The sequence below is a fragment of the Vreelandella sulfidaeris genome, assembly GCF_042429665.1.
Lineage (GTDB): Bacteria > Pseudomonadota > Gammaproteobacteria > Pseudomonadales > Halomonadaceae > Vreelandella.
The window spans coordinates 109,289-132,832 of record NZ_JBHMAC010000016.1 but is presented as its reverse complement, the minus strand read 5'-3'; the positions used below and the strand labels follow the sequence as shown (position 1 = coordinate 132,832).

Annotated in this window: 20 protein-coding genes and 1 tRNA gene; 13 read left to right on the top strand and 8 right to left on the bottom strand. The window is 55.5% G+C overall.

Features of this window, described 5'->3' with window-relative positions:
* The first annotated feature begins 106 nt into the window (after window positions 1–106).
* Window positions 107–1,738, top strand: coding sequence for a bifunctional metallophosphatase/5'-nucleotidase (locus ACFFLD_RS19150; RefSeq protein ID WP_386043109.1), 1,632 nt, complete (start codon window positions 107–109; stop codon window positions 1,736–1,738).
* A gap of 13 nt (window positions 1,739–1,751) precedes the next feature.
* Here the strand turns inward: ACFFLD_RS19150 and ACFFLD_RS19145 are convergent, their stop codons facing one another.
* The 4 genes from ACFFLD_RS19145 to ugpB form a co-directional block, all read right to left on the bottom strand.
* Window positions 1,752–2,804 carry a sn-glycerol-3-phosphate import ATP-binding protein UgpC gene (locus ACFFLD_RS19145; protein WP_386043108.1) on the bottom strand — a complete coding sequence of 351 codons (1,053 nt, stop codon included), beginning with the start codon at window positions 2,802–2,804 and terminating at the stop codon, window positions 1,752–1,754.
* Between the two features lies 1 nt (window position 2,805).
* Window positions 2,806–3,654, bottom strand: a complete 849-nt coding sequence (ugpE, locus tag ACFFLD_RS19140; protein WP_386043107.1) for a sn-glycerol-3-phosphate ABC transporter permease UgpE — start codon at window positions 3,652–3,654, stop codon at window positions 2,806–2,808.
* A 17-nt stretch (window positions 3,655–3,671) separates the two neighbouring features.
* A complete protein-coding gene (gene ugpA / locus ACFFLD_RS19135) occupies window positions 3,672–4,556 on the bottom strand; it encodes a sn-glycerol-3-phosphate ABC transporter permease UgpA (protein ID WP_386043106.1) in 885 nt (294 codons plus the stop codon).
* Window positions 4,557–4,699: 143 nt separating this feature from the next.
* Window positions 4,700–6,028 (bottom strand): sn-glycerol-3-phosphate ABC transporter substrate-binding protein UgpB, encoded by a 1,329-nt coding sequence (ugpB, locus tag ACFFLD_RS19130; RefSeq protein ID WP_386043105.1) that lies wholly within the window; start codon window positions 6,026–6,028, stop codon window positions 4,700–4,702.
* Between the two features lie 396 nt (window positions 6,029–6,424).
* Between ugpB and argE the strand changes: the two genes are divergently transcribed.
* Window positions 6,425–7,588, top strand: a complete 1,164-nt coding sequence (argE, locus tag ACFFLD_RS19125; protein WP_386043104.1) for an acetylornithine deacetylase — start codon at window positions 6,425–6,427, stop codon at window positions 7,586–7,588.
* A gap of 113 nt (window positions 7,589–7,701) precedes the next feature.
* Here the strand turns inward: argE and ACFFLD_RS19120 are convergent, their stop codons facing one another.
* On the bottom strand, window positions 7,702–8,013 hold the full coding sequence (locus ACFFLD_RS19120) for a hypothetical protein (protein ID WP_022520780.1): 312 nt from the start codon (window positions 8,011–8,013) through the stop codon (window positions 7,702–7,704).
* 187 nt (window positions 8,014–8,200) lie between these two features.
* Between ACFFLD_RS19120 and ACFFLD_RS19115 the strand changes: the two genes are divergently transcribed.
* The 9 genes from ACFFLD_RS19115 to ACFFLD_RS19075 all read left to right on the top strand — a co-directional run bounded on the left by ACFFLD_RS19115 (window position 8,201) and on the right by ACFFLD_RS19075 (window position 19,917).
* Window positions 8,201–8,662 (top strand): YchJ family protein, encoded by a 462-nt coding sequence (locus tag ACFFLD_RS19115; protein WP_386043103.1) that lies wholly within the window; start codon window positions 8,201–8,203, stop codon window positions 8,660–8,662.
* 84 nt (window positions 8,663–8,746) lie between these two features.
* Window positions 8,747–9,724 carry a Bug family tripartite tricarboxylate transporter substrate binding protein gene (locus ACFFLD_RS19110; RefSeq protein WP_386043102.1) on the top strand — a complete coding sequence of 326 codons (978 nt, stop codon included), beginning with the start codon at window positions 8,747–8,749 and terminating at the stop codon, window positions 9,722–9,724.
* Between the two features lie 35 nt (window positions 9,725–9,759).
* Complete coding sequence (locus tag ACFFLD_RS19105; protein ID WP_386043101.1) at window positions 9,760–13,260, top strand: putative bifunctional diguanylate cyclase/phosphodiesterase; 3,501 nt, start codon at window positions 9,760–9,762, stop codon at window positions 13,258–13,260.
* Window positions 13,257–13,610 (top strand): GIY-YIG nuclease family protein, encoded by a 354-nt coding sequence (locus ACFFLD_RS19100; protein ID WP_386043100.1) that lies wholly within the window; start codon window positions 13,257–13,259, stop codon window positions 13,608–13,610. The genes ACFFLD_RS19105 and ACFFLD_RS19100 overlap by 4 nt, the downstream gene beginning before the upstream one ends.
* Window positions 13,604–14,641, top strand: a complete 1,038-nt coding sequence (locus ACFFLD_RS19095; RefSeq protein WP_386043099.1) for a histone deacetylase family protein — start codon at window positions 13,604–13,606, stop codon at window positions 14,639–14,641. Before ACFFLD_RS19100 ends, ACFFLD_RS19095 begins: the two co-directional genes overlap by 7 nt.
* A gap of 88 nt (window positions 14,642–14,729) precedes the next feature.
* Complete coding sequence (locus tag ACFFLD_RS19090; protein WP_386043098.1) at window positions 14,730–15,065, top strand: hypothetical protein; 336 nt, start codon at window positions 14,730–14,732, stop codon at window positions 15,063–15,065.
* A gap of 52 nt (window positions 15,066–15,117) precedes the next feature.
* Window positions 15,118–16,806: a VRR-NUC domain-containing protein gene (locus ACFFLD_RS19085; protein ID WP_386043097.1), complete on the top strand. Its 1,689-nt coding sequence runs from the start codon at window positions 15,118–15,120 to the stop codon at window positions 16,804–16,806.
* Window positions 16,803–19,118 carry an ATP-dependent DNA helicase gene (locus ACFFLD_RS19080; RefSeq protein WP_386043096.1) on the top strand — a complete coding sequence of 772 codons (2,316 nt, stop codon included), beginning with the start codon at window positions 16,803–16,805 and terminating at the stop codon, window positions 19,116–19,118. Before ACFFLD_RS19085 ends, ACFFLD_RS19080 begins: the two co-directional genes overlap by 4 nt.
* A 16-nt stretch (window positions 19,119–19,134) precedes the next feature.
* On the top strand, window positions 19,135–19,917 hold the full coding sequence (locus ACFFLD_RS19075; RefSeq protein WP_386043095.1) for a TSUP family transporter: 783 nt from the start codon (window positions 19,135–19,137) through the stop codon (window positions 19,915–19,917).
* Between the two features lie 140 nt (window positions 19,918–20,057).
* Here ACFFLD_RS19075 and ACFFLD_RS19070 read toward each other — a convergent pair whose 3' ends face one another.
* From ACFFLD_RS19070 to ispB, 3 genes are all read right to left on the bottom strand, one after another.
* Window positions 20,058–21,047 carry an MFS transporter gene (locus tag ACFFLD_RS19070; protein WP_386043094.1) on the bottom strand — a complete coding sequence of 330 codons (990 nt, stop codon included), beginning with the start codon at window positions 21,045–21,047 and terminating at the stop codon, window positions 20,058–20,060.
* A gap of 262 nt (window positions 21,048–21,309) precedes the next feature.
* Window positions 21,310–21,386 (bottom strand) — tRNA-Pro (locus tag ACFFLD_RS19065).
* 100 nt (window positions 21,387–21,486) lie between these two features.
* The gene (ispB, locus tag ACFFLD_RS19060; protein ID WP_386043093.1) at window positions 21,487–22,491 is read right to left on the bottom strand and encodes an octaprenyl diphosphate synthase; all 1,005 of its coding nucleotides are present in this window, start codon (window positions 22,489–22,491) and stop codon (window positions 21,487–21,489) included.
* A 294-nt stretch (window positions 22,492–22,785) separates the two neighbouring features.
* Between ispB and rplU the strand changes: the two genes are divergently transcribed.
* Both rplU and rpmA read left to right on the top strand, forming a co-directional pair.
* Complete coding sequence (gene rplU / locus ACFFLD_RS19055; RefSeq protein ID WP_386043092.1) at window positions 22,786–23,097, top strand: 50S ribosomal protein L21; 312 nt, start codon at window positions 22,786–22,788, stop codon at window positions 23,095–23,097.
* A 30-nt stretch (window positions 23,098–23,127) separates the two neighbouring features.
* Window positions 23,128–23,385, top strand: a complete 258-nt coding sequence (gene rpmA / locus ACFFLD_RS19050) for a 50S ribosomal protein L27 (RefSeq protein WP_386043091.1) — start codon at window positions 23,128–23,130, stop codon at window positions 23,383–23,385.
* Window positions 23,386–23,544 lie beyond the last annotated feature (159 nt).

Genomic DNA, 23,544 nt, shown 5'->3' with positions numbered 1-23,544 from the left:
AATTAATGAGATGCCGCGCTTTTTTCTTCACCGTTGTTATGTAAGTTTAATGTTTTTAAATGATGTTAGGTTATTCATAACCCTCATCGGTAAAGGAACTCTCAAGATGCGTATTCATCGCGAAGGAATGGCGCTAGGTACCGTGCTGCTATTGGCTGTGCCGCCTGCGTTTGCTGATCACTACACCCTCACGCTATTTCATACCAATGACCTGCATGGTCGCAGCGACCACTATCCCCAGCTAATAACGACGCTGGCCGAAGCGCGGGAACAGTTTGGGGATGGTTTGTTACTGGATGCGGGAGACGTGTTTTCAGGCACGCTATATTTTAATGAGTTTCAGGGCAGCGATGCGATCGAGTTCATGAACCTGATGGGGTACGACGCGTTTGTGCCCGGTAATCATGAGTTTGACCTGGGCGATCCTGAAACTGGCCATCAGGCACTGGCTGAGTTCTTCGCTGCGGCTGACTTCCCCATCCTGGGCGCCAATCTGGATTTTTCCACATCGCCTGAATTTGCAACATTGCTGGGCGAATCGATCAGCGCCGAGCCTAAGGCTGGCCACCTTTATGATGGCATTGTAGTGGAGCATGGCGGCGAGAGAGTCGGCATTTTTGGGCTGAGTACGCAGGCCAGTGAGACGATCTCAAGCCCCGGCAACGTTACGATTGGCGACTACCGTGAAGCGGCCGAGGCCATGGTGGCCGAGTTTGAAGCGCAGGGGATTAATAAGATCGTCGCGCTCACTCACCTGGGTTTTGAAAGCGACCCCGGCGTGGGCAATGACATGCTACTGGCCCAGCACGTGGATGGCATTGATGTGATTATCGGCGGGCACAGCCATACACGTCTGGAATCCCCCGTCATGGTGGCCGAAAACGACCTGGGCGAGTCCAAGGCGCCGACGGTGATTGGCCAGGCGAACGAGTACGGCAAGTACCTGGGGGTGATGCAGGTTACCTTTGATGACGAAGGCGTCGTGACGGATGCCAGCGGCGAACTACTCGCTTCTGAGGAGCGCGAGCCTGATGCTAAGGCTGCTGAGATGCTGGCGCCCTACACCGCACAGATTGAAGAAGTGCGTGATACCCGGATAGGCGCGCATTTAGCTGCGACGCTCCCCAACCCCCGCCACGGCAAAGGTGACGCACAAAGCGTGCGCGCCGACGAAACGGCGCTGGGCAACTTGATTGCCGATGGCCAGTTAGAAGCCGCCCGTCGCGTCGAACCGCAAACCGTACTCGCCATTCAGAATGGCGGTGGCATCCGTGAGCCTATTGCCGCAGGCGATGTCAGCGTGGGCGAGCTGATCGCTGTACAGCCCTTCGGCAATCGCCTTACGTTAATGAACGTGACCGGCGCAGAGCTTTTGGAAACCTTCGAGATTGCACTGGCCAGTGCTCCTGAAGAGAGCGGCGCTTTTCTACAGGTCTCCCGCGGCACTGAGGTGGTATACGACAGCCGCGAACCGGCCGGCGAGCGGGTAATAAGCCTGAAGGTAACGCAAAACGACGAGCTGCAGGAGGTCATTCCCGAGCGTAGCTACATCATCGCCACCAACAACTTTACCGCCGCAGGCGGTGATAGCCATACCGCACTCGAAGCGGCTTTCGACGACGACCGCAGCACCATCGTCGGCAATACCGACTGGGAGATGCTACGTGACTATATGGTGGCACGACAAGAGGTCGCGCCCACGGTAGAAGGGCGCATTGTGGATATCGCCCGCCAGTAGGCGGGCAGCTGCGCTAACCCGTACGTTTGCCCGTTTTACTATTAAACGGATGAAGCGCTTCGCGGGTCACAAAAAAGCGTAGCGTTTCACCTTCCTTTACTGGCGGCTGGCCGCTGACTCGAATCACCGTGGGTTGGTCGCTACCAGCCAGGCGTACGTAAAGATGGCTTTCGGCCCCGGCCGCTTCATAAAGCTCAAGCGTCGAGTCGACGGTCAGGTGGGGGGCATCGGGGGGCGATAGGCGCATGTCATCGGGACGAATACCGATAATATCGGTATTCGTTGGCAACCCTGCCAGTAACTCGGTAGCGCCGCGTGCCTGTAGATAGTCAATGGGCAGCATGTTCATCGCGGGCGAGCCGATAAACCCGGCCACAAACATTGACGCTGGACGGGCGTAGATCTCCATGGGAGTGCCAATCTGCTCGATCTGGCCGCCGTTGAGTACGACAAGACGGTCGCCCAGCGTCATGGCTTCGAGCTGGTCGTGGGTGACGTAGAGGCTGGTGGTTTTCAAACGCCGCTGCAGTTGCTTGATCTCGACGCGCATCTGCACGCGCAGCTTGGCGTCCAGGTTGGAGAGTGGCTCGTCAAATAAGAATGCTTCCGGCTCGCGCACCAAGGCGCGCCCCATGGCCACCCGCTGCCGTTGGCCGCCAGAAAGCTTACGCGGCTTGCGTTCAAGGTACTCCTCAATTTCGAGCATCTTGGCTGCCTTGCGCACGCGCTCCTCGATCGCCGGCTTTTTGAATCCGCGGTTTTTAAGCCCGTAAGCCAGATTGTTGTACACCGTCATGTGCGGATAGAGCGCATAGTTCTGAAACACCATGGCGATATCGCGCTCGGCTGGCTCCAGCTTGTTCACCACCCGCTCGCCAATCTTGAGCGTGCCGTCGGTGATGGTTTCAAGCCCCGCCACCATGCGCAGCAGTGTGGACTTGCCGCAGCCCGAGGGGCCCACCAGCACGACAAATTCACCATCTTGTATCTCAAGATCAATGCCTTTGACGGCCTGCACATCGCCTGCGTAGGTTTTTTTAAGCCCTTCCAAGGTAATACTGGCCATCTTATTTCTCCGTCTCGGTCAGGCCTTTCACAAATAGTCGTTGCATAAACAGCACCACCAATACAGGGGGAAGCATGGCAAGCGTGACCGTCGCCATGATCAAGTTCCAGGCGGGTACGCGGTCCGACGATGCCATCAAGCGCTTTATGCCCAACACGATGGTGTAATAGTCTTCCTGGGTGGTGACGAGCAGCGGCCAGAGGTACTGAACCCAGCCGTAAATAAACATGATCACGAAGAGTGCGGCGATATTGGTGATCGAGACCGGCAACAGAATGTCCTTGAAGAACTTCATGGGGCCCGCGCCATCCACCCGGCTGGCTTCCATCAGCTCTTCGGGTACGGTCATGAAGAACTGGCGGAACAGAAAGGTGGCGGTGGCAGAGGCAATCAACGGAAGCGTCAGCCCGGCGTAGGAGTTCAGCATGCCCAGGTCGGCCACCACGGCATAGGTGGGGATGATGCGTACTTCAACCGGAAGCATCAGGGTGATGAAAATAATCCAGAAGGCCAGCATGCGAAACGGAAAGCGGAAATAGACAATCGCAAAGGCGGAGATGATCGAGATAGCGATTTTGCCGATGGCGATCGTCAGCGCCATGATCATCGAGTTACCCAGCATCAGCCAAACTGGCGGTGCACCGCCGACTTGCCAGCCGGCACTGAGCATCTGGTGGTAGGTGGCGAGCATGTTATCGCCGGGAAGCAGTGGCAGCACACCGCGTACGAAAGCGCTAGATTCGTGGGTCGAGGCGATAAACGCGACATAGACCGGAAACGCTACCACCAGCACACCAATGATCAGCACCAGATGCGTTAACACATTGGTAAAGGGGCGATTTTCAACCATATTCAAATCCTTAAGCGCTAGTAGTTAACCCGGCGTTCCACGTATCGGAACTGGATGAACGTCAGGAAAATCACGATACCCATCAGCAGCACCGACTGGGCCGCGGAGGAGCCGATGTTGAGGCCCGCGACCCCATCGGTGTAGATCTTATACACCAGCGTCATGGTGGCTTGATCGGGGCCACCTCCTGTGGTGGCATCGATCACCCCAAAGGTCTCGAACATCACATAGTTAATATTGATGATCAGCAGAAAGAACGTGGTGGGCGATAAAAGCGGAAACACGATGCTCCAGAAGCGCTTGGACGGCGTGGCGCCGTCGATGGCGGCCGCCTCAATTAATGATTGCGGAACCGACTGAAGCCCTGCCAGGAAGAATAGAAAGTTGTAAGAGATCTGCTTCCAGGCGGCGGCGATGGTAATTAATATCATCGCCTGGGTGCCCGACACGCGATGGTTCCAACTGATGCCAAACCAATCGAGCATGTGCGGGAGCAAACCAATCGTAGGGTTAAACATAAACCACCACAGGACCCCGGCGACCACCGGGGCGACCGCGTAGGGCCAGACCAGCAGGGTGGTGTAGAACTTGGAGGAGCGCAGTACGCGATTGACGCAAATGGCCAGCAAAAGAGCGGTGCCCATGGAAAGCGCGGTGACCGAGACTGCGAAAATGGCGGTGCGGCCCAGTGCGTTCAGGTAGCTGGGGTCTGACAAAATACGCGCGTAGTTATCCAGGCCGACAAAGGTCGTTTTAAAGCCGAACGCGTCGGTGCGCTCAAAGCTTGATTTGACCGCCTGACTCGCTGGCCAGATAAAAAAGATCAGCGTAATGGCTAGCTGCGGCGCGAGAAGGAAAAAGGGTAACCACCGGTTCTGATAGGTGGAGCGTTTGGTCTGCATGGTACATCCTGTCTGACGGCCGCTAACCGAGCCGAGAAGTAAGCCATCCCATAGCCCCGGCCGCTGCCAGGCCTATGGGATGGTGGGCATAGCACAAGCCCCGGCTATTAATAGCCGGGGCTTGTTAGCGAAGCGGTGCGAGCTTAGTTATTGGCCGCTTCAAAGTCGCGCAGAATCTGATTACCGCGGCGAACGGCATCATCCAGCGCTTCCTGACCGCTCTTGCTACCCGACAGGACAGCCTGGAACTCTTCATCCAGGATCATGCGCACCTGAGTATAGTTACCAAAGCGCAGGCCTTTGGAGTTCTCGGTCGGCTCATTCAGATTGATCTGTTCGATGGCGATATCTGAACCCGGATTCTCGTCGTAGTAGCCCTGCTCCTGGCTGAGCTCATAAGCTGCCGTGGTAATCGGCAAGTAGCCAGTACCCTGGTGCCACTCGGCCTGTACTTCCGGCAAGGAGAGATACTCCAGGAACTCGGCAACGCCTGCGTACTCGTTCTCCTCATGGCCAGCAAGCACCCACAGGGTGGCGCCGCCAATAATCGAGTTTTGCGGCGCGCCATCAACATCAGCGTAGATAGGCAGCATGCCGAAACCGACCTCGAAGTCTGAGTTGGCCAATACATCGGCACGCGAGGCGGAGGAGTTCATGTACATGGCGCAGTCGCTTGAGTAGAACGAGGGCGCTGCATCCGGACCATTGGCTGGGCCGGCGTAGCTATAAATGCCGCTGTCGCTCCACTCTTTTAGCTGATCCCAAAAGCGAGCTTGAAGGTCGCCATTAAAATTGAATTCGGTTTCCAGCCCACCGAAGCCGTTTTCAAGGGTACCGACTGGCTTATTGTGCAGTGCCGAGAAGTTCTCAAGTCCCACCCAGTTAGCTGCGTAGGCCATGGTAAAGCCGCATGATGCTGCGCCTTCATCCAGAATCTGTTGGCTCATTTCGCCCATTTCGGCCCAGGTGGTGGGCGGTGTTTCGGGGTCCAGGCCAGCCGCTGCGAAGATGTCCTTGTTGTAATACAGAATCGGCGTTGACGAGTTGAACGGCATGGACAGCATGTTGCCGTCGGTATCGGTGTAATAGCCGGTGACAACAGAGAGATAGTCGGACGGATCAAAGTCGTTACCGTGCGCTTCCATCAGCTCATAAACCGGATAGATAGCGCCTTGGGCGGCCATCATGGTGCCGGTGCCAACTTCATAAATTTGCACGAGGTGCGGCTGCTCACCTGCACGGAAGGCGGCAATGGTATTGACCATGGTCTGTTCATACTCACCACGGTAAGAGGGGGTTACCTGATACTCATCTTGCGAAGCGTTAAAGTCTTCGGCGATAGCGCCAAGACGTTCACCCAGCTCCCCTCCCATGGAGTGCCACCAGGTGATCTCGGTGGCAGCCTGTGCAGACAGGCTAAGGCTTGCCGCGGCAATGCCAGCGGACAGGGCGCGTAACGTAAAATGAGACATAAAGGCTCCTTTGGCGCCTGACGGTCGTCAGGTAGCAGACTGTGTTTTCAAGATCTGGGCTTTCTAGATCCGTGGTTGTGACATGCGCGTTTTGAAAAAACGGTACTGGCACTATGGTTCCTAGCAGCATGGTTCCTAGCAGCATGGTTTCTAGCAACATCGTCACTAGGTACATGGTTATTAGGAAAATGGTTATTAGGAACATGGTTATTAGGAACATGGTTAAGTACAGTGAACATTAGAAAGTAACGATGACGTTTTGATGAATGCGCTATGAACGCCCGATGACAGAGCGCGCGGTCTGGACTGAAAAGCAGACCGAGTAGGCGTGATGTTGAGGGGGTGTTAGGGTAGCGGTCAGGCTATGTTGATAAGCTATTTTAAAATGAGAACACCATGTCTTCTGCCATTACTCTGCTCGAAAAACTGGTCGCCTTTGATACCACGTCCAGCGAATCCAATCTGGCGCTCATCGCGTTCGTCGAATCCTATTTAGCTGAACATGGGGTCAGCGCTGAGCGCGTAATGAGTCCGTGCGGCACCAAAGCCAATTTGATCGCCCGTATCGGCCCTAGTGCCCCCGGCGGCGTGATGCTCTCGGGACACACCGATGTCGTGCCGGTCGCCGGTCAGCCCTGGTCGACCGATCCGTTTACCCTTCACGACGGTCAGGACGGCAAGCTTTACGGCCGGGGCACCTGCGATATGAAGGGGTTTATTGCCTGTGCATTGGCGCTGGTGCCTACTTGGGTCAAGGCGCCACTTAAACAGCCTATCTACTTTGGTTTTTCCTACGACGAAGAGATTGGCTGTGTGGGCGCGCCCGCGTTGATTAAGCACTTCTACGAACACTACTCCACGACGGCCCACGTGATTGTGGGTGAGCCGACCAGCATGCAGCCAGTGGTGGCACAAAAAGGCGCGACCAATCTACGTACGACGGTCATTGGCAGCGAAGCGCATAGCAGCCAGGTCAATCAGGGAACATCGGCGATTCATGTGGCCGCTAGGCTGGTCACGTTTATCGAAGACACAATGGCGGCGTTGGTGGACGAAGGGCGCATCGATGAAGCGTTCAACGTGCCCCATACCAGCCTGCATGTGGGTAAAATCAAGGGCGGTACGGCGATTAATATCATGGCGCGGGAATGCCAGTTCGAGTGGGAAATACGCCACCTGCCAACCGACACCTTCGACGAAATATACGCGCGTTTTGAGGCCTATTGCGAGCATTTAACCCAGGAGCTTAACGCCAAGGGCAAGACGGTGGACATCACTACCGAGGCGTTGAACGTGACGGTGCCGGGGCTTGCCGACCGCGATAACGACCAGGTATTACGCTTGGCCAAGGATCATTTGCCCACCGCCTGCTGCAACCATGCGGTGGCGTACGCCACTGAGGCCGGGCAGTTCCAGGGGCAAGGCTTACAAACGATTATTCTTGGCCCTGGCAGTATTGCCCAGGCGCACCAACCGGATGAATATATCGACATTGAGCAGCTTGAAACGTGTGAGAATTTCTTGGAGAAGATGGGTAAAGCGCTTGAGAAACCTGCATAAACGCTTGGTTGGCCGAGTCGTCAGCGGTTTTTTGGGTAACGTTGTGATCCCTCTATAAAAAAATCTCGCCCCGGTTAGGGGCGAGATTTTTTTGCTGCTACTTTTATAACGTGTCAGTGCTGGGGGTGTTGTTCAAACAACTCAGCTTTGGCATGGCGCATTACATCTTCGCACGCTTGCTGTTGGGCCAATTGCGTTAGCAGGCGCTGAGTGACTTCAAAGCCCTTGCCTAGGCAAGTATCGACTTCCTGTTGGCTGACGGCTGGTGTTACCCGGTAGTCAATTTTTACCGTACGTCCGCCGCCTTCCAATCGATCCGCCACTCCCCTGAGTCGCCACGCTATTTTCTCTTTCCAAGTTGCTGATTCTTCCGCGCCTTCGTTTACGCTAAACGTGCACTGCCATTCCGGTTTAAAGACCTTCATAGGAGAACCTCCAAAAATTTTGGAAAGAATGATCAATCGTGATTCGTACTCCGTCGTCTAAATATATTGCCCCACTACTATATACCTAACGTAGCGTAAATATCGAAACAAAACGACGGCGCGTTGAACGACGCCTATGGTGTTATCGGTTAGGCTAAGCATAAATTATGTTTAAGAGTTTTTTATTATGACCGATATTACAAATGTAAGTTGTCCGTGTGGAAGCGGTTTTTCGCTTGAACTGTGTTGTGGTCGTTATCATCAAGGCGAGTTAGCACCCACCCCCGAGGCCTTGATGCGCTCGCGCTATTCGGCTTTTGTGTTAGGTCTCAATGATTACTTGTTAGCGACGTGGCACCCCTCAACACGCCCTAAAGAACTGGCGCTTGATACTGAAGCTGAGTGGAAAAAACTATTAATTATCAATGCTGAAAAAGCGGTAGCTGAGAGCGGTCAGGTACATTTCCAGGCTTATTTTCGTGAGAGACACCAGTGGCATGTGTTGGAAGAAATATCCCAGTTTAGCTACGCCGAAAAGCGCTGGCTGTATGTAAGCGGAGAACCAGTCGTGACGCGCTTAAAACCAGGACGCAATTCGTCATGTTTGTGTGGTAGTGGTCGAAAGATAAAGGTATGTTGCGGTGAGTAAACACATCGCTAAATAAGAAAAATAAGGCAAAATAATGACTCCGCCGGCGGGGCTGGCGCGGGGTCATAAGGGAGAAATGGGAGCGTGAATAAACCTTTAAGAAAGGTGCTTTGCTGGTGCTTGGGGGTAGGGTTGTGTGCTTGGTGTTTCGCTACCCTGGCTGATAAGCCATTCCCCAGCAAAGAAATTACGTTGGTAGTGCCGTTCGGCGCTGGCGGTTCAACCGATATAATTTTGCGTGATATCGTCTTGGTGGCACAGAACTATCTCGATACCCCTATTACCGTCGTCAATATAGCAGGCAGTGGCGCAACCCGTGGATCCCAAGTCGTTAAAGATGCCGGGGCCGATGGGCATACACTGCTAGGTAGCCACCAAACCATCGATTTGTCTTACTTGGCGGGGCTGGCCGCTTACTCACATCATGCCTTTGCCCCCGTTGCCTTGCTCACCCAAACGGTCAACATTCCCGCTACCTACGCAGGCCACAAGGCACATCTCGCGAGTGACATCCCTTCACTCGTTGCTGCGCAGGATGAGCCGTTAAGGTTTGGCATCATCACTAGTTCAACGGATCATTTTTTCTGGCTGCATTTTTTTCACCAAACGGGCATTGCCGTCGAGAATATAGCGTTCATTCATTACCCTGATACGAGTTCGCAAGTGGCGGCACTACTGGCTGGTGAGATCGATTTTGCGATGCTCAACCAGCCTTCCGCAGATGCTTTGTTTGCAGCCAACGCGCTCACTCCGTTAGGTGTCGCCAGCGAGGCCAGATTAGCCGGTTTGCCAACCGTCCCCACCTTATATGAGCAGGGAATAGACCTGGTCAATTCTACTGATCGTGGCGTGTTTGCGCCCTTGGGAACGCCGCCCGAGCGATTGGCAACCTTGGCTAATGCTTTTAAATATGCCCTGGAACAGCCAACGCTTGCACGTACGATTGAACATAACTACGGCACCCTGGTTAATTATCGTCCGCTAAATGAATATGCCGAATATCTTAACGATCAGTTCACGTTGTTACAGTCACTGTCGGAGAACATCGCGTTTGAACGTTAGCAACCAGTGTTGTGCTAAGTAGGAGTCTGTAGCGCATGCCGATAAATTCCCGTGTTTTAGCCTTGGAAACATTGCTTTTAATGGTCGCTGCCGCGTTACTTTTCATGGGAGTGGCAGGGCTGGCGTTGGGTATGGGGGCTCAGGAATCGTTATTCGCCGCGGCGCTGGTACCTGATGCCGCTTTAATCACCTTACTGCTCGGGATAGGGCTGCTGGCAGCCTTGCAATACTGGCGGCGGCTAAGGCAGCTTAGTGCAGGCGTATTGTTGGCGATACTGGTATACAGCGTAGTGCACAACCAGTGGGCGGGAGGGCAGGCGGGTTCTTGGTTAACCGGCCATCTTAGAATTACTTCCGGCGCTTCTGTCGTGCTAATGGTAGTCGCGTTGTGTATGTATATGGGGTTTTCCACCTCTAGGCGCCGCGGGTGCTGGTTGGCGACAGGCATTGTGTTGTGGCTCTTTACCGGCGTGGTGATATACCGGCTATGGAGCGGAATTGAAGTCGAGAACCCGCTTTTTTCCTCATCGCCCGTGGCGGTAGTGGTATTTGCCATGCTATTGGCAAGCGCATTGGTGACAGTCGGTGTGCGCCAGCAATCAACATCGCTTAATCCAGGTCGCTGGACAATGATCGTGGCGTTGACCGGAGTGGCCATCAGCAGTGTCGTATGGCTGCTGTTGAGCATGCAGCAACATGTGGCTGCTTATCAGCAAGCGTCCTACTTGCTCGATAATGTTCAGCTCAATGCCGAGCAGGCAATGCGTACCCACTTAAATCAAATGCAGCGCATGGCCGAGCGACTGGAGACAGCAGGAGGAGACGTTGAGGGCGCTTTATTAGCCACAGATTCTCAGCACTATCTGCGTGATATGACCAGTTTAAAAGCGATAGCGCTACTCAATGAAGACAATCACATCGTCTGGTCGACAATACGTTCCCCTGATGAGCAATATTGGCTTCGACAGCAGACACTCAAACAAAGTGTTGTCGATTGGTTAGGTTTTCCATTAAGCCAGCCCCGCCTGATCATCCCTGATGAGAACCAACCTGAACGTATGTTGCTGGCGGCTCCTATTCTGAACAGTCCCCAAACGCTGCTAGCCTCGTTTGATCTAGCATCGTTGCTCAATGACGAACTGAGAATGGCGTTAGGCCCTTATCAAATCAGCGTTAATCGAGAAGAACAGTCACTGTTTATATTGCACCCCTCAGGCTTTAACGCCGATCAGCTGTTAACGCCCGAGCAGGCGCTGGCCTCTCGGCGCATCGGCTTACCGGGCGGGGTCAGTCTGATATTGTATGCCTATCCCGGCGCTCACTATAATTGGTACTTGATGAGTTTTATGCCGGTGTCAGTGGCCATGGGCGGGTTACTACTGAGTTGGCTGTTGGCCTTCTGTTTTGGACAAGTGGGAATGGGGATTGCGCGTACCCGTGAGCTAACAGCCGCGCAACATTTACTGGCAGAAAGCAAGCAGCGTTATCGTTCATTGTTTACCCATCACCCCGATGCGGTATTTTCACTTGATCAGGAAGGCCGCTTTGTTAGCGCCAATGAGCGCTGCGCGGTTATCACCGGCTATAGCAATAGCGAAATCCTTGATCAGCATTTTGCTCATTTTATTAACGCAGACGATATAGCGCGTGTCGGTCATTATTTTCTACTGGCCATGCAGGGGCAGATCAATCGCTTTGAGCTACCTCTTATTGATCGTGACGGGCAACATCACCTGTTAGACGTGATTGCCTTGCCCATTAGTATCAACGACAACATTGTGGGTATCTATGGAATTGCCCAAGATGTGACGTCCAGCCGAGAACAGCAAGTCCGCTTACGTACCCTTGAGCGTAGCGTCGAGGCCAGTGTCAATGGTGTTTTGATCGCTGACGCCAACTTAGCGGATATGCCGATTGTGTACGCCAATAAAGCATTTACCCATATGACGGGCTACACCCAGGAAGATGTTATCGGTAAAAACTGTCGTTTTTTACAGGGCCCAGAAACCGATCCTGCAATTATCGCGCAGATGCGCCAGCACATTGATGAGCAGCGCGATATACACGTGACGCTATGCAATTATCGCAAGGATGGCACGCCATTTTGGAATGATCTTTATATTTCGCCGGTACGTGACCAGGACGGAAACACCACTCATTTTGTGGGTGTTCAGCACGACATTTCTAAACATAAAGCGTACGAAGCGCAGCTAACCTACCAAGCGAGACACGATGCGTTAACCCAGTTACCCAATCGTGCTCTGTTTGAAGACACGCTGCTTGCACGCTTTAATCTGCTGCAACAAGGCAAGCATCGGTTGGCAGTGTTGTTCGTTGACTTGGATGATTTCAAACCCATTAACGATAATCTGGGTCACGCCATTGGGGACCGGGTATTGACCGAGGTCGCGAAACGGTTGCAAGCGACGTTAGCGCCCAGTGACACAGTGGCCCGCTTAGGCGGCGATGAGTTTGTCATTCTGCATGCCGATATTGTCGACGAAGCCCAGGTGGTGGAGCTTGCAGAGTGCATTTTGTCGGTGTTGGCACGGCCTTATTGCATGGAGGGAGAGGAGCTTTATCTCACCGCGAGTATCGGCATTGCGCTAAGTCAGCAGGAGACGCTAGAGCCAAAAACGCTGATTCAGCAGGCGGATATGGCAATGTATAAAGCGAAACAACAGGGCCGTAATGCCTACGAATGGTTTACCCACGCCTTTACCGACACGGTCAGCGAGCGCATGGTGTTGCGTAATGATCTGCAGGAAGCGATTGAAGCCCAGGCGTTCGAGCTGTACTACCAACCGTTGCTTAATCGTCACGGCCAATTGGTCAGCGTAGAAGCGTTGCTCCGCTGGCAACACCCTTCCAAAGGGTTTATTTCACCGGCACGTTTTATTCCGCTAGCGGAAACGACGGGACAAATTATGCCGATTAGTGAGTGGGTGCTTACGCGTGCTTGCAGGGACATGCAGGCGTTAAAAAAAGCTGGTTTCGGGTCTGTGCGGGTAGCCGTCAACCTTTCACCTCTGCAGTTTCATCGCACGAACTTTCTCTCGACGCTGCGTCAAACTCTTCAGGATACCGCATTAGCACCAGCTCAATTATCGCTTGAACTGACCGAAGGCATTTTGATGAATAATACCGAAGCCGCGATTGAAACCCTCCAGGCGCTGCGCAGTATGCAGGTAGGTGTATCGATTGATGATTTCGGGACCGGTTTTTCAAGTTTAAGCTACTTGAAAGATCTGCCGATCAGTACCGTGAAGATAGACCGCAGTTTTATTCAAGAGCTGACGCACAGTAGCGATGATGCAGCCATTGTTCAGGGTATTATTTCCATGGCCCATCACCTAGGCTTACAAGTAGTCGCGGAAGGGGTTGAAACCGAGGAACAACACCTTCGATTGATGGCGTATCAATGCGATATATTCCAAGGCTTTGGACTGGCCAAGCCGATGCCTTTGGAAGCCTTGAAAGTATTTATCAGGTCGCTAGCCTCGGGCGCGGTAATTCACCAAGAGGCGAGCCAATGAGTAGCGCCTGTGAGTCTCGTCAACTTAACCTCAATCGTTGGTATGTTTATTTGCTCGAGTGCCAGCGAGGGACTTACGTGGGCATTACCAATAATCTAGCCAAGCGTTACCGCGCGCACTGCACGGGTAAAGGCGCACGTTATACTCGTGCCAACCCACCCGTGGCACTGCTGGGCGCTGAACCGTTTGAAGACCGGGCGGCCGCTAGCCGGGCGGAGTACCAGCTAAAGCAGCAAACACCGACTCAAAAACGCCGTTGGGCCAATCAGTGGCCTGTTCCATTGGAGACCACTAACGCGTTGTCCGTCTCTCATCACCGAGAGGAACCCATCAAGGAGCCCACATGCTGACGTTTTACTCAGAGGGGAGTCGCTTACGCCAGGCGCGCACGGAGCTTCACGACGGGGCGTTGGTCACCCCGTTCGAATGCCCTGAGCGTCTTGACTTGGTGCTGAAGCAGCTGCGCCAATCAGGCCTTGGCGAGATTCGTACCCCGAATGCCTATGGGCTGGCGCCGGTACAGGCGGTGCACGATAAAGACTATGTGACGTTTTTAGCTAACTGTTGGACCGAGTGGGTCTCCGCTGGTCACAAGGGCGAGGCGATCCCCAATATCTGGCCTGCTCGCACCTTGCGAGGCGACCGTATTCCGCGCGCTATCAGTGGTCAACTGGGCTACTACGCGCTGGCAGCGGAAACCTCGATTTCAGAAGGCACCTTTGAAGCGGCCATGGCAAGCAAGGACGTGGCGCTCGGCGCGGTGGAGCATACCCTGAAAACCGGTGAGCCAAGCTTTGGATTATGTCGGCCGCCAGGCCATCACGCTGCTTATGATCAGTTTGGGGGCTACTGCTTTTTCAATAACGCCGCCATTGCCGCCCAGCGTGCGCTGGATAGCGGCATGGGGCGGGTGGCTATTCTCGATGTGGATTTTCACCACGGTAACGGTACCCAGCAGATCTTTTACCAACGCGATGACGTGCTGTTTATCTCGTTACATGGCGACCCGGAGGTCACTTTCCCTTACTACTCGGGCTACGCGGATGAGCACGGTCAGGGTCAAGGCGAGGGCTTTAACGTTAACTACCCCATGCCGCCTGGCACGAGCGTGGCCACCTGGATGGCTGCGTTGGATCAAGCCTTGGCGCGTATTCATGCCGCGAAGTGTGAGTGTTTGATCGTCTCGCTAGGGGTCGATATCTTTGTCGATGATCCGATTAGTGAGTTCACCTTTAGCAGCGAAGACTTCACTCTCTTGGGCAAACGCCTGGCTCACGCGGGCCTACCCAGTGTGTTTCTTATGGAAGGCGGTTATGCGGTAGAGGCCATCGGTGTGAATGTAGTCAATGTGTTACAAGGATTTAAACAAAGTATGGAATAGTCGCTAGTAAGGGACTAAGGTTAACCCGTGACAGCAGCCTATAAATCGGGCAGGCTAATGCCCTTTCAATGGGGCAGGGAGCTCAAGCGTGGCAGTGTATGGTGGAATTCAGGGGCATGAACTGGAACGTTGGCTTAACGCCTTGACCAACGCCGCCTATGATCGACGCTGCCCGCTGGCAAACGTGCACGGCGGCACTGCGCGAGCGCGTACCGCCCGTCATGATCTACTCCACTTGGCGAATGACTACCGTTGCGGTGACTGTAGCCGAGAAGAGAGCGCCGTGGCCCTTGGCCGCTGGTGCCAACATTATCTGTCTGAAGCTGAATGGTACGTACTGGTCGGCACGCGCCATGCGCCCAGTCAGCCGCAAAGCGAAGAAGAACAAAGCCTTACTGTGCTCAAGCAGCATCGAGTGGGTTAACCCTCGTCAATGGCCGATGACGGCATCACCAATGCACTGTTACAATGGATAAATGAACAGTGCTTTCGCGACACCTACCGCTTCCCTGGATGACCCCTTTTATTACCTGACCAACTTCCGCTTCGTGTTGGAGTGGGTGGGGCAGCGCCATGCCGATCTGTTGGCACAGGATGAACTCACCTTTCTCGACCGCTTCGCGACGCTGCCCCGCGCCTCCCAGGCACTGCTTGCGCGCATGGTGATGCGCAAGGGTGAGCTTTTTCGGGTGTCCAAACTCAACTACGTTGAAATAGGCGATACCGCTGCCGCGCTCGCGCCACTGCTGGCGCTTGGCTGGGTGAATGACAACCCGGCACTCAGCGGGGAGGAGCTCTTCAACCAACTGCGCCTTGCCGAGCTGCGCCAGGCCATGGCCGGGCCTATCCGTAACGCCGGGCTTGGCGCCTCCACCGGCAAAGCGGTGCTCAAGACTTCCCTGAGCGCTCAGCTTAGCGAAGTGAAGCCGCTTGCGCAGTGGTGGCCGGCGGCGCCTGAGGCTATCGTGCGTCTTGAGGTCATGGCGGTTTGCGATCGACTACGGCTGATGTTCTTTGGCAACCTGCGCCAGGATTGGGCGGAGTTTGTGTTAACCGAGCTTGGCCTGCAGCGCTTTGAAAAGGTGGCCTTTACCAACGCTTCACGCGCCTTTCACCGGCGTGATGAGGTAGACGCCTACCTCGCCTTGCACCGCCTGAGAGTGCGGCTGGAGGAGGGCGAAGCGATCGAGTCGTTAAGTCTTGAAGTGCCGCCCGTCCCGGATAATGCCTGGCTTGCCACTCGGCGCGCCCGGCTTTTGTTACATCTGGGCCGCGAAGCCGAGCGCAGCGGTCAGGCCGAGCTGGCGCTTAACTGCTACGCCAAGGCGACCAGCAGCGAGGCGCGTGTTCGCCAGTTGCGTGTACTGGAGCGCTTGGGGCGCCATGCTGAGGCGTTCGAACTGGCGACGCACGCTTACGACAGCATGCCCAATGAGACCGAAGCCCAGGCACTGGGGCGGCTGATCCCGCGCTTGCGCCGCAAGCTGAAAATGGCGGCCGAGCCTGCCGCGGCGGAACCTGCCTGCACACGCTGGGATCTCGTTCTCCCTGGCCCGCAGCCGGTAGAGCGCGGCGTTGCACTGCACTTCGCGACGCCCGATGCCCCTGTTTACTACAGTGAAAACACCCTGTTTACCGGGCTTTTCGGACTGCTTTGCTGGCCAGCGATCTTTGCCCCGCTGCCCGGCGCCTTTTTCCACCCCTTTCATAACGGGCCGGCAGACCTCTACCGCGATGACTTCGTGGCGAGGCGACGCGAGCGCTTCGATGAATGCCTGGCGCACCTGGAAAGCGGACGCTACCGGCAGGTGATTCACGACACCTGGCAGGCCAAGTACGGTCTGGCATCGCCCTTTGTGCACTGGCCATTGCTGGATGAGTCGATCCTTGAGCTGGCTCTTGAGTGCCTGCCAGCGGAGCATCTTCGTGCCTGCTTCGAGCGGTTTTTAATCGATCTGAAAGCCAACCGTGCTGGTTTGCCGGATCTCATCCAGTTTTTCCCTGACGCGCCGTCGGGGGAATCGCGCTATCGGCTAATTGAGGTCAAAGGCCCTGGCGACCGGCTTCAGGATAACCAGCGCCGCTGGCTGGCGTTCTTTCACCAGCATGCGATTCCTGTGGCGGTATGCCATGTGCGCTGGCTGAATGCGCCAGAAACGCCATGAGCGAGCAGCCACGTTATCGGGTGGCGGTACGCGCGCTGTGCGATTTCACCGCTCGGGAGGGTGATCTGGATCACCGCTTTACGCCCTCGCCCAGTGCTCAGGAAGGGATCGTTGGGCATACGCTTGTTGCCAGCCGCCGGGGCGATGGCTATATGGCCGAAATGCCGCTTTCCGGGGTGTATAAAAGCCTGACCGTTACCGGGCGCGCCGACGGCTACGACCCGACAGAAAACCGCCTGGAAGAGGTCAAGACCTATCGTGGCAGCCTTGAGCGCATGGCCGATAACCAGCGGGCTTTGCACTGGGCACAAGTAAAAATCTACGGTGCGCTATTGTGTCAGGCGCGCAACCTGGACGAGGTCACGCTGACGCTGGTGTATCTGGATATTGCCACCGAGAAAGAAACCCTGCTCAGCCAGCAAGCGAGTGCCGGTGAGCTTGAGACGTTCTTTATCACCCAGTGCGAGCGCTTTATTGCCTGGGCCGAGCAGGAGGCTGCGCACCGGATCGCGCGGGATGCCGCGCTTGGCATGCTGCGCTTTCCTCACGCGAGCTTTCGCCCCGGTCAGCGTGAGCTTGCCGAGGATGTTTACCGGGCTGCCAGTACCGGTCGCTGCCTGCTGGCCCAGGCGCCGACCGGCATCGGCAAGACCTTGGGTACCCTGTTTCCCATGCTCACCGCCATGCCACGCCAGCATCTTGACCGCATTGCTTTCCTGACCATGAAAACGCCGGGGCGCCGCCTGGCGCTGGACGCCTTGGCACAGCTGCGTCCGGATAAACAGACCGCCGAGAATTCAGGCCAAGACGCGCCTCGTGTGCTTGAACTCATTGCCCGTGACAAGGCCTGCGAATACCCGGGAACCGCCTGCCACGGCGATGCGTGCCCGCTGGCCGCGGGTTTCTATGACCGGCTTCCCGCCGCGCGCCAGGCCGCCGTGGCTGAAAGCTGGTGGGATCGCGAGGCGCTGCGCAAGGTGGCGCTTGCCCATGGCGTCTGCCCTTACTATTTGGGCCAGGAGCTGGCGCGCTGGGCGGATGTGATTGTTGGCGACGTGAACCACTGGTTTGACCGCTACGCATTGCTCCATGGCCTGGCTCAGGCCAATGAGTGGCGGGTCGGGCTGCTGGTAGATGAAGCGCACAATATGGTCGAGCGGGCACGCGGTATGTATAGCGCTGAGCTCGACCAGCAGCGCTTTAACCGCGTCAAGCGCAACGCCCCGACAGCCATTGGTCGTTCGTTGACAAATCTTGGTCGACAGTGGCAGACGTTGGTGAAAGACGTCGCCGGAAATAAGCTGGATGATACGGATCGGGCAAACTATCACCTGCTTGAGTCGCTACCCGAGAAGCTGGTGGGCGCGCTGCAAAATGCTGCCGCCACGATCACCAACCACCTGGGCGAACACCCGGAAGATATCTCCCTGGAGCTGCAGGAGCTTTTGTTCGAGGCGTTAGCGTTTTGCCGTCTGGCGGAAAATTTTGGCGACCATTCGCTATGCGATGTAACCCAAAAAGGGCGCGGGCGGGCGCTGATCGGCCTGCGGAATCTGATACCGGCGGATTTCCTGACCGCGCGCTTTCAGGCCACCCACAGTACGGTGCTGTTTTCCGCCACGCTGACCCCTGCACACTACTATCGCGATTTGCTGGGCCTGCCCGCCGATACCGTGTGGCGAGAGGTGTGCTCTCCCTTTGTGGCCCGCCAGCTCGAGGTGCGCATTCGTCGGGATATCTCGACCCGTTTTCGCGACCGCGAGGCATCGATCGCGCCGATGGTGGGCGAGATAGCCCGACAGTATCAGCAGGCGCCGGGCCACTATCTGGCATTTTTCAGCAGTTTCAGCTATCTCGATGCGGCACTTGCGCGGTTTTGCGAGCAGCATCCGGACATACCCGTATTTGCCCAGACGCCGGGCATGCGCGAAGCCGAGCGTGAAGCGTTTCTAACGCGCTTTACACCGGGAGGGCTTGGCATCGGCTTTGCGGTATTGGGCGGCGCCTTTGCTGAAGGCATTGACCTGCCCGGCGACCGGCTGATTGGCGCATTTATCGCCACGCTGGGTCTGCCGCCGTTTAACGACTTTAATGAAGCGCTCAAGGCGCGGCTTGAAACCCGCTTTGGGCAAGGGGATAACTACACCTATCGCATTCCTGGCCTGATCAAGGTCGTGCAGGCCGCCGGCCGGGTGATTCGCGGTCCAGAAGATGAAGGGGTGGTGGTATTAATGGATGATCGCTTTGCCCAGCCCCGCGTTCGTGCCCAGTTGCCTACCTGGTGGCAACTGGGTAGCCATACTTCTCCTTAAGGGACAAACACGAGTAATGACGGATCTTCTTTGGTACCAATACGCACTTATTGGACTAATTTTTGCCTGGAGCGGTTTTGTACGCACCAGCCTGGGGTTTGGTGGTGCGGTGCTGGCGCTACCGTTTCTGCTCTTGGTGGTGAACGAGCCACTACTGTTTTTGCCCATTATTGCTATTCAACTACTGATTTTCTCCAGTTGGATTGCCTGGAACGGGCATCGTCAATTGCGAAAAGAGGAAGTGGCAGGCGCTTCGCCACAAAGTAATGTCGATTGGAGCTACCTGCTTAAAGCGTTAAAAATCATGATCATCCCCAAGCTGATTGGGGTGGTGGGTCTGTTGACACTGCCTGCCAACGTGATGACCAGTATTATCTTCGCCATCGTGATCATCTATGCCATTGGCTATGTGCTGAATAAACCATTCAAGAGTAAAAACAAGTATGTGGACTACGTATTGCTGGCGCTTGGCGGATACGTCAGCGGCACGTCTTTAATCGGCGCGCCGCTGATTGTGGCGGTGTTCGCGACGCACGTGGCTAAAGCGCAACTGCGCGATACCCTGTTTGTGCTGTGGTTTATTCTGGTGGTCATCAAGATGATCTCGTTCTTGATCGCGGGCGTAGACCTTCAGTTAACTCACCAGCTGTGGCTGCTGCCATGTGCTTTTGTCGGTCATTTGGTGGGCGAAAAAGCCCACCGCTATATGCTGAAAGCGGACACCGGGCTGTTCTTTCGCGTGTTAGGGGCCGTGCTGATTCTGGTCAGTGTCGTGGGGTTGATGAGCTCACAAGCATAGTGAGTACAGCGCTTATAGTCTGCTGTCTGCGCGTAGCGCCGTTTTAGCCATGATTATCATCACCACGGCCAGCACACTGCAGAGTACGGCCATGCCAAGGTAGACATTGCGCAATGATTCCAGCCAGGTAACGGCAGGCGCTACCGCAATGGGCGAGATAAACTGGCCGAAAAAGAACGTGTGGCGGTAAAGCCGCCGAACACTCTGCCGCGGACCCGCTGTGGGGTGATGCGCATCAGCCAAGCGGTGGTATTGGGCATGAACACACCCAGGCCCAGTCCAGAAATCCCGGCGCCTATAATCGCCATGCTGTAGCTATGAGTGAATCCCACCACTAGAAAGCCGATGCCGGCGAGTATAAAACCCAGCACATAAATCGTCATGACCGACAAAAACGGCTTGTAGTAGCCGTAGCAGAACGACACGATACTGGCGGTGAACGCCGCCATGGAAAGCGCAACGCCGATGGCGAAGCCGCTGATTTCGCCCTGTTCGGAAAGCAGAAAAGGCAACTGGGCAGGGAACATGTAGAACATCATCATACTCAGCATACCCACCGAGTAAGCTAGCGCTGTACGGCCATAGTCAATGCTCACCGGTTCATCAACGTGGTCGGCGGGGTCGCTGCTCTGAGGATGGGGCTCCTTGAGCATGGCCCAGGCGTAGGGCAGCAGCAGTACGCCGGTTAAATAGAGTAGGAAGGGGCCGCGCCAACTCCAGTCGGAGAGCAGGCCGCCCAGGTTGATAAAGACAACCCCGCCAAGCGCCATGCAGCTACTCTGTAACCCCAGAAAGCGCGCCCGATCTGGCCCCTTGAGGTAGTCGCCGACCAGCGTCGTGCTGATACTCAGGATACCCGCAACGGCCACCCCCATAAGGGCTCGTGAGGTCAGCAGCAGATCCACACGGTCAATCAAGAAACCTGCGCCACCTGCCAGGCCGTAAATGGAAAGCATGACCAGCAGCAGAGGCTTGCGTCCGAGCCGGTCGGCCAGGTAACCCATCAGCGGACTGAACAGCGTGATCATCAGCGCGGGCAGCGTCAGAATGAGTTGAATCAGCACCTGTGGTTGGTCAGCAAAGTGACGGCTGATGCCAGGAAGTGCAGGCGCAATGATCGCTCCCGACATCACGGTCATCGTGCTGGCAAACAGCAAAACGGCTTTAATGTGCGTTAAACGGCTAATAGTCTGGTTCCATATCTAAAAGAAGAGGGGACTAAATACATTAGCGCAAATGTTAGCATAATAGATAGCATGCTACTTATTGGCGAGCGGGTGAGGCGTGAAACGGCAATGAGCGATACGTGCGTGCTGGCTGTCGGCGATTTTTCACACAACAAAAAACGGCCACTTGCTGTGTTAGCTAAGTGGCCGTTTTGTCTGAATTATTTGGTCGGAATAGCAGGATTCGAACCTACGACCTCTGCCTCCCGAAGGCAGCGCTCTACCAAGCTGAGCTATATTCCGAAAGTTGCCGAGATGCTCGCTTCTGTCCCTAACAACGGAGGTGGATAATACTCAGCTAGGCGTGTTTTTTCAAGCCCCCGCGCATGGCGTTGGCGAATTTTTATGCTTGTCGATCAACCGCTAAGCGGGCCAGCTGGGCCATGCTGTCGCGGTAAACGCTGGGCGGTAGAGCCTCGAGTTGTTCAAGGGCTTTGTCGGCCATCTCTTCGGCGCGCTGGCGGGTGTAGTCGAGGGCGCCGGTCGCGTGAATAATAGCCAGGACGGCGTCTAGCTGGTCGAGCCCGCCTTTGCGAATGACCTCGCGAATGAGTTTGGCCTGCTCGGGCGTGCCTTGCTCCATGGCGTGAATCAGCGGCAGCGTTGGTTTGCCTTCGGCCAAGTCATCGCCAACATTTTTGCCCATGGCCTGAGCGTCGCCCTGGTAATCCAACAGATCGTCGATTAGTTGAAAGGCGAGGCCCAGATAGCGGCCGTAATACTGCAGCGCACGCTCCTGTTCCGGGGTGGCTTCCGCGAGTACGGCACCACTGTGGGTCGCAGCCTCAAACAGCATGGCGGTTTTACCCAGAATGGTCTCGAAGTAGTCCTCTTCGGTGATGCTGGGGTTGCCGATGTTGGTCAGCTGTAACACTTCCCCTTCGGCAATAATGCAGGTGGCGCCGGACAGGATCGCCATAATACGCATAGAGCCCACATCGACCATCATCTGAAAGGAACGCGCATAAAGGAAGTCGCCGACCAGCACCGAGGGAGCATTGCCCCAGGCGTCGTTGGCGGTTTTCTTGCCCCGGCGCATGTGCGATTCGTCTACCACATCATCATGCAGCAGCGTAGAGGTGTGCATAAACTCGATCAGCGTGGCGAGGGGGATATGCTTGTCGCCAGTGTAATGAAGCGAACGAGCAGCCAATAGCGCTAAAAGGGGGCGTAAACGCTTGCCGCCGCTTTCCGTAATGTATTGGCCAATCGTTTCAACCAGCGGCACTTTAGAGTTGAGCTGCTCAACAATTGTACGGTTCACGGCTGCGAAGTCATCGGCCACTACCGCGTGAAGCGGTGAGGTCGTTGGGCTGTCAGGCTGAGCTGAGGAGACGTTGGCGGTCATGGGATACGTTCATCGCGGCAGATGGAGGCGGCAAGTGCTGCCCAGAATGTGGGTCATGCTATGGGGCTGCCTTTAAGGCGTCAAGACACGCACTCGGTTGGAGAAGCCTAAACGGCAATTGACAAACGCCAGTAGTCTTGTGATAAGAGAGGATAGTGGTTATAATCCGCGACCCACTCATCATGCTCCCTGTCAGATGGCTGCCAAAAGGGGCGCCACTCGCAGCAGGTCAATAAGAGCGGAAGGCGATGAGCGCTGCCGAAAGCGGCATTAACGACAAGTCCGGAGAGCGACATGTACGCAATTATCAAGAGCGGTGGCAAGCAGTACCGCGTTCAAGAAGGTCAAACGCTCAAACTCGAGAAAATCGAAGTCGCTACTGGCGAAACGATCGAGTTTGACGAAGTGCTGATGGTCGCCGATGGCGACGACTTTAACATCGGTGCACCGATGATTAGTGGTGCTAAAGTCTCCGCTGAAGTGGTTTCCCACGGCCGTGGCGATAAAGTGACTATCATCAAGTTCCGTCGCCGTAAGCACCACATGAAGCGTCAGGGCCACCGCCAGTGGTTCACTGAAGTCAAAATTACCGGAATTTCTGCGTAAGCGGTCAATTCCCTTAAGGAGGATTTTGCAATGGCACATAAAAAGGCAGCTGGCTCCACGCGTAACGGTCGCGATTCCGAGTCCAAACGCTTAGGTGTAAAACTCTTCGGTGGCCAAGCGGCGACTGCGGGTAACATCATCGTGCGTCAGCGCGGCACGCGTTTCCACGCGGGCACTGGCGTTGGCCTGGGCCGTGACCACACGCTGTTCGCTCTGAGCGATGGCTTTGTGAAGTTTGAGACCAAAGGTCCGAACAATCGTAAGTTTGTTAGCATCGTTTCTGCCTAATCGGGTAGCGTTGCGCTCGCAATGGCTTGAAGAAAGTGGCGTAAAAAAGTTGCGAGAAGAAAAAGCCCCGCTATGGCGGGGCTTTTTTGTCGGTTAAAACCCTTTTTCCACCCGTCAGGTGGCGAAAGGTATTGTTTATTAGGGCGGCGGAAGCGGCCG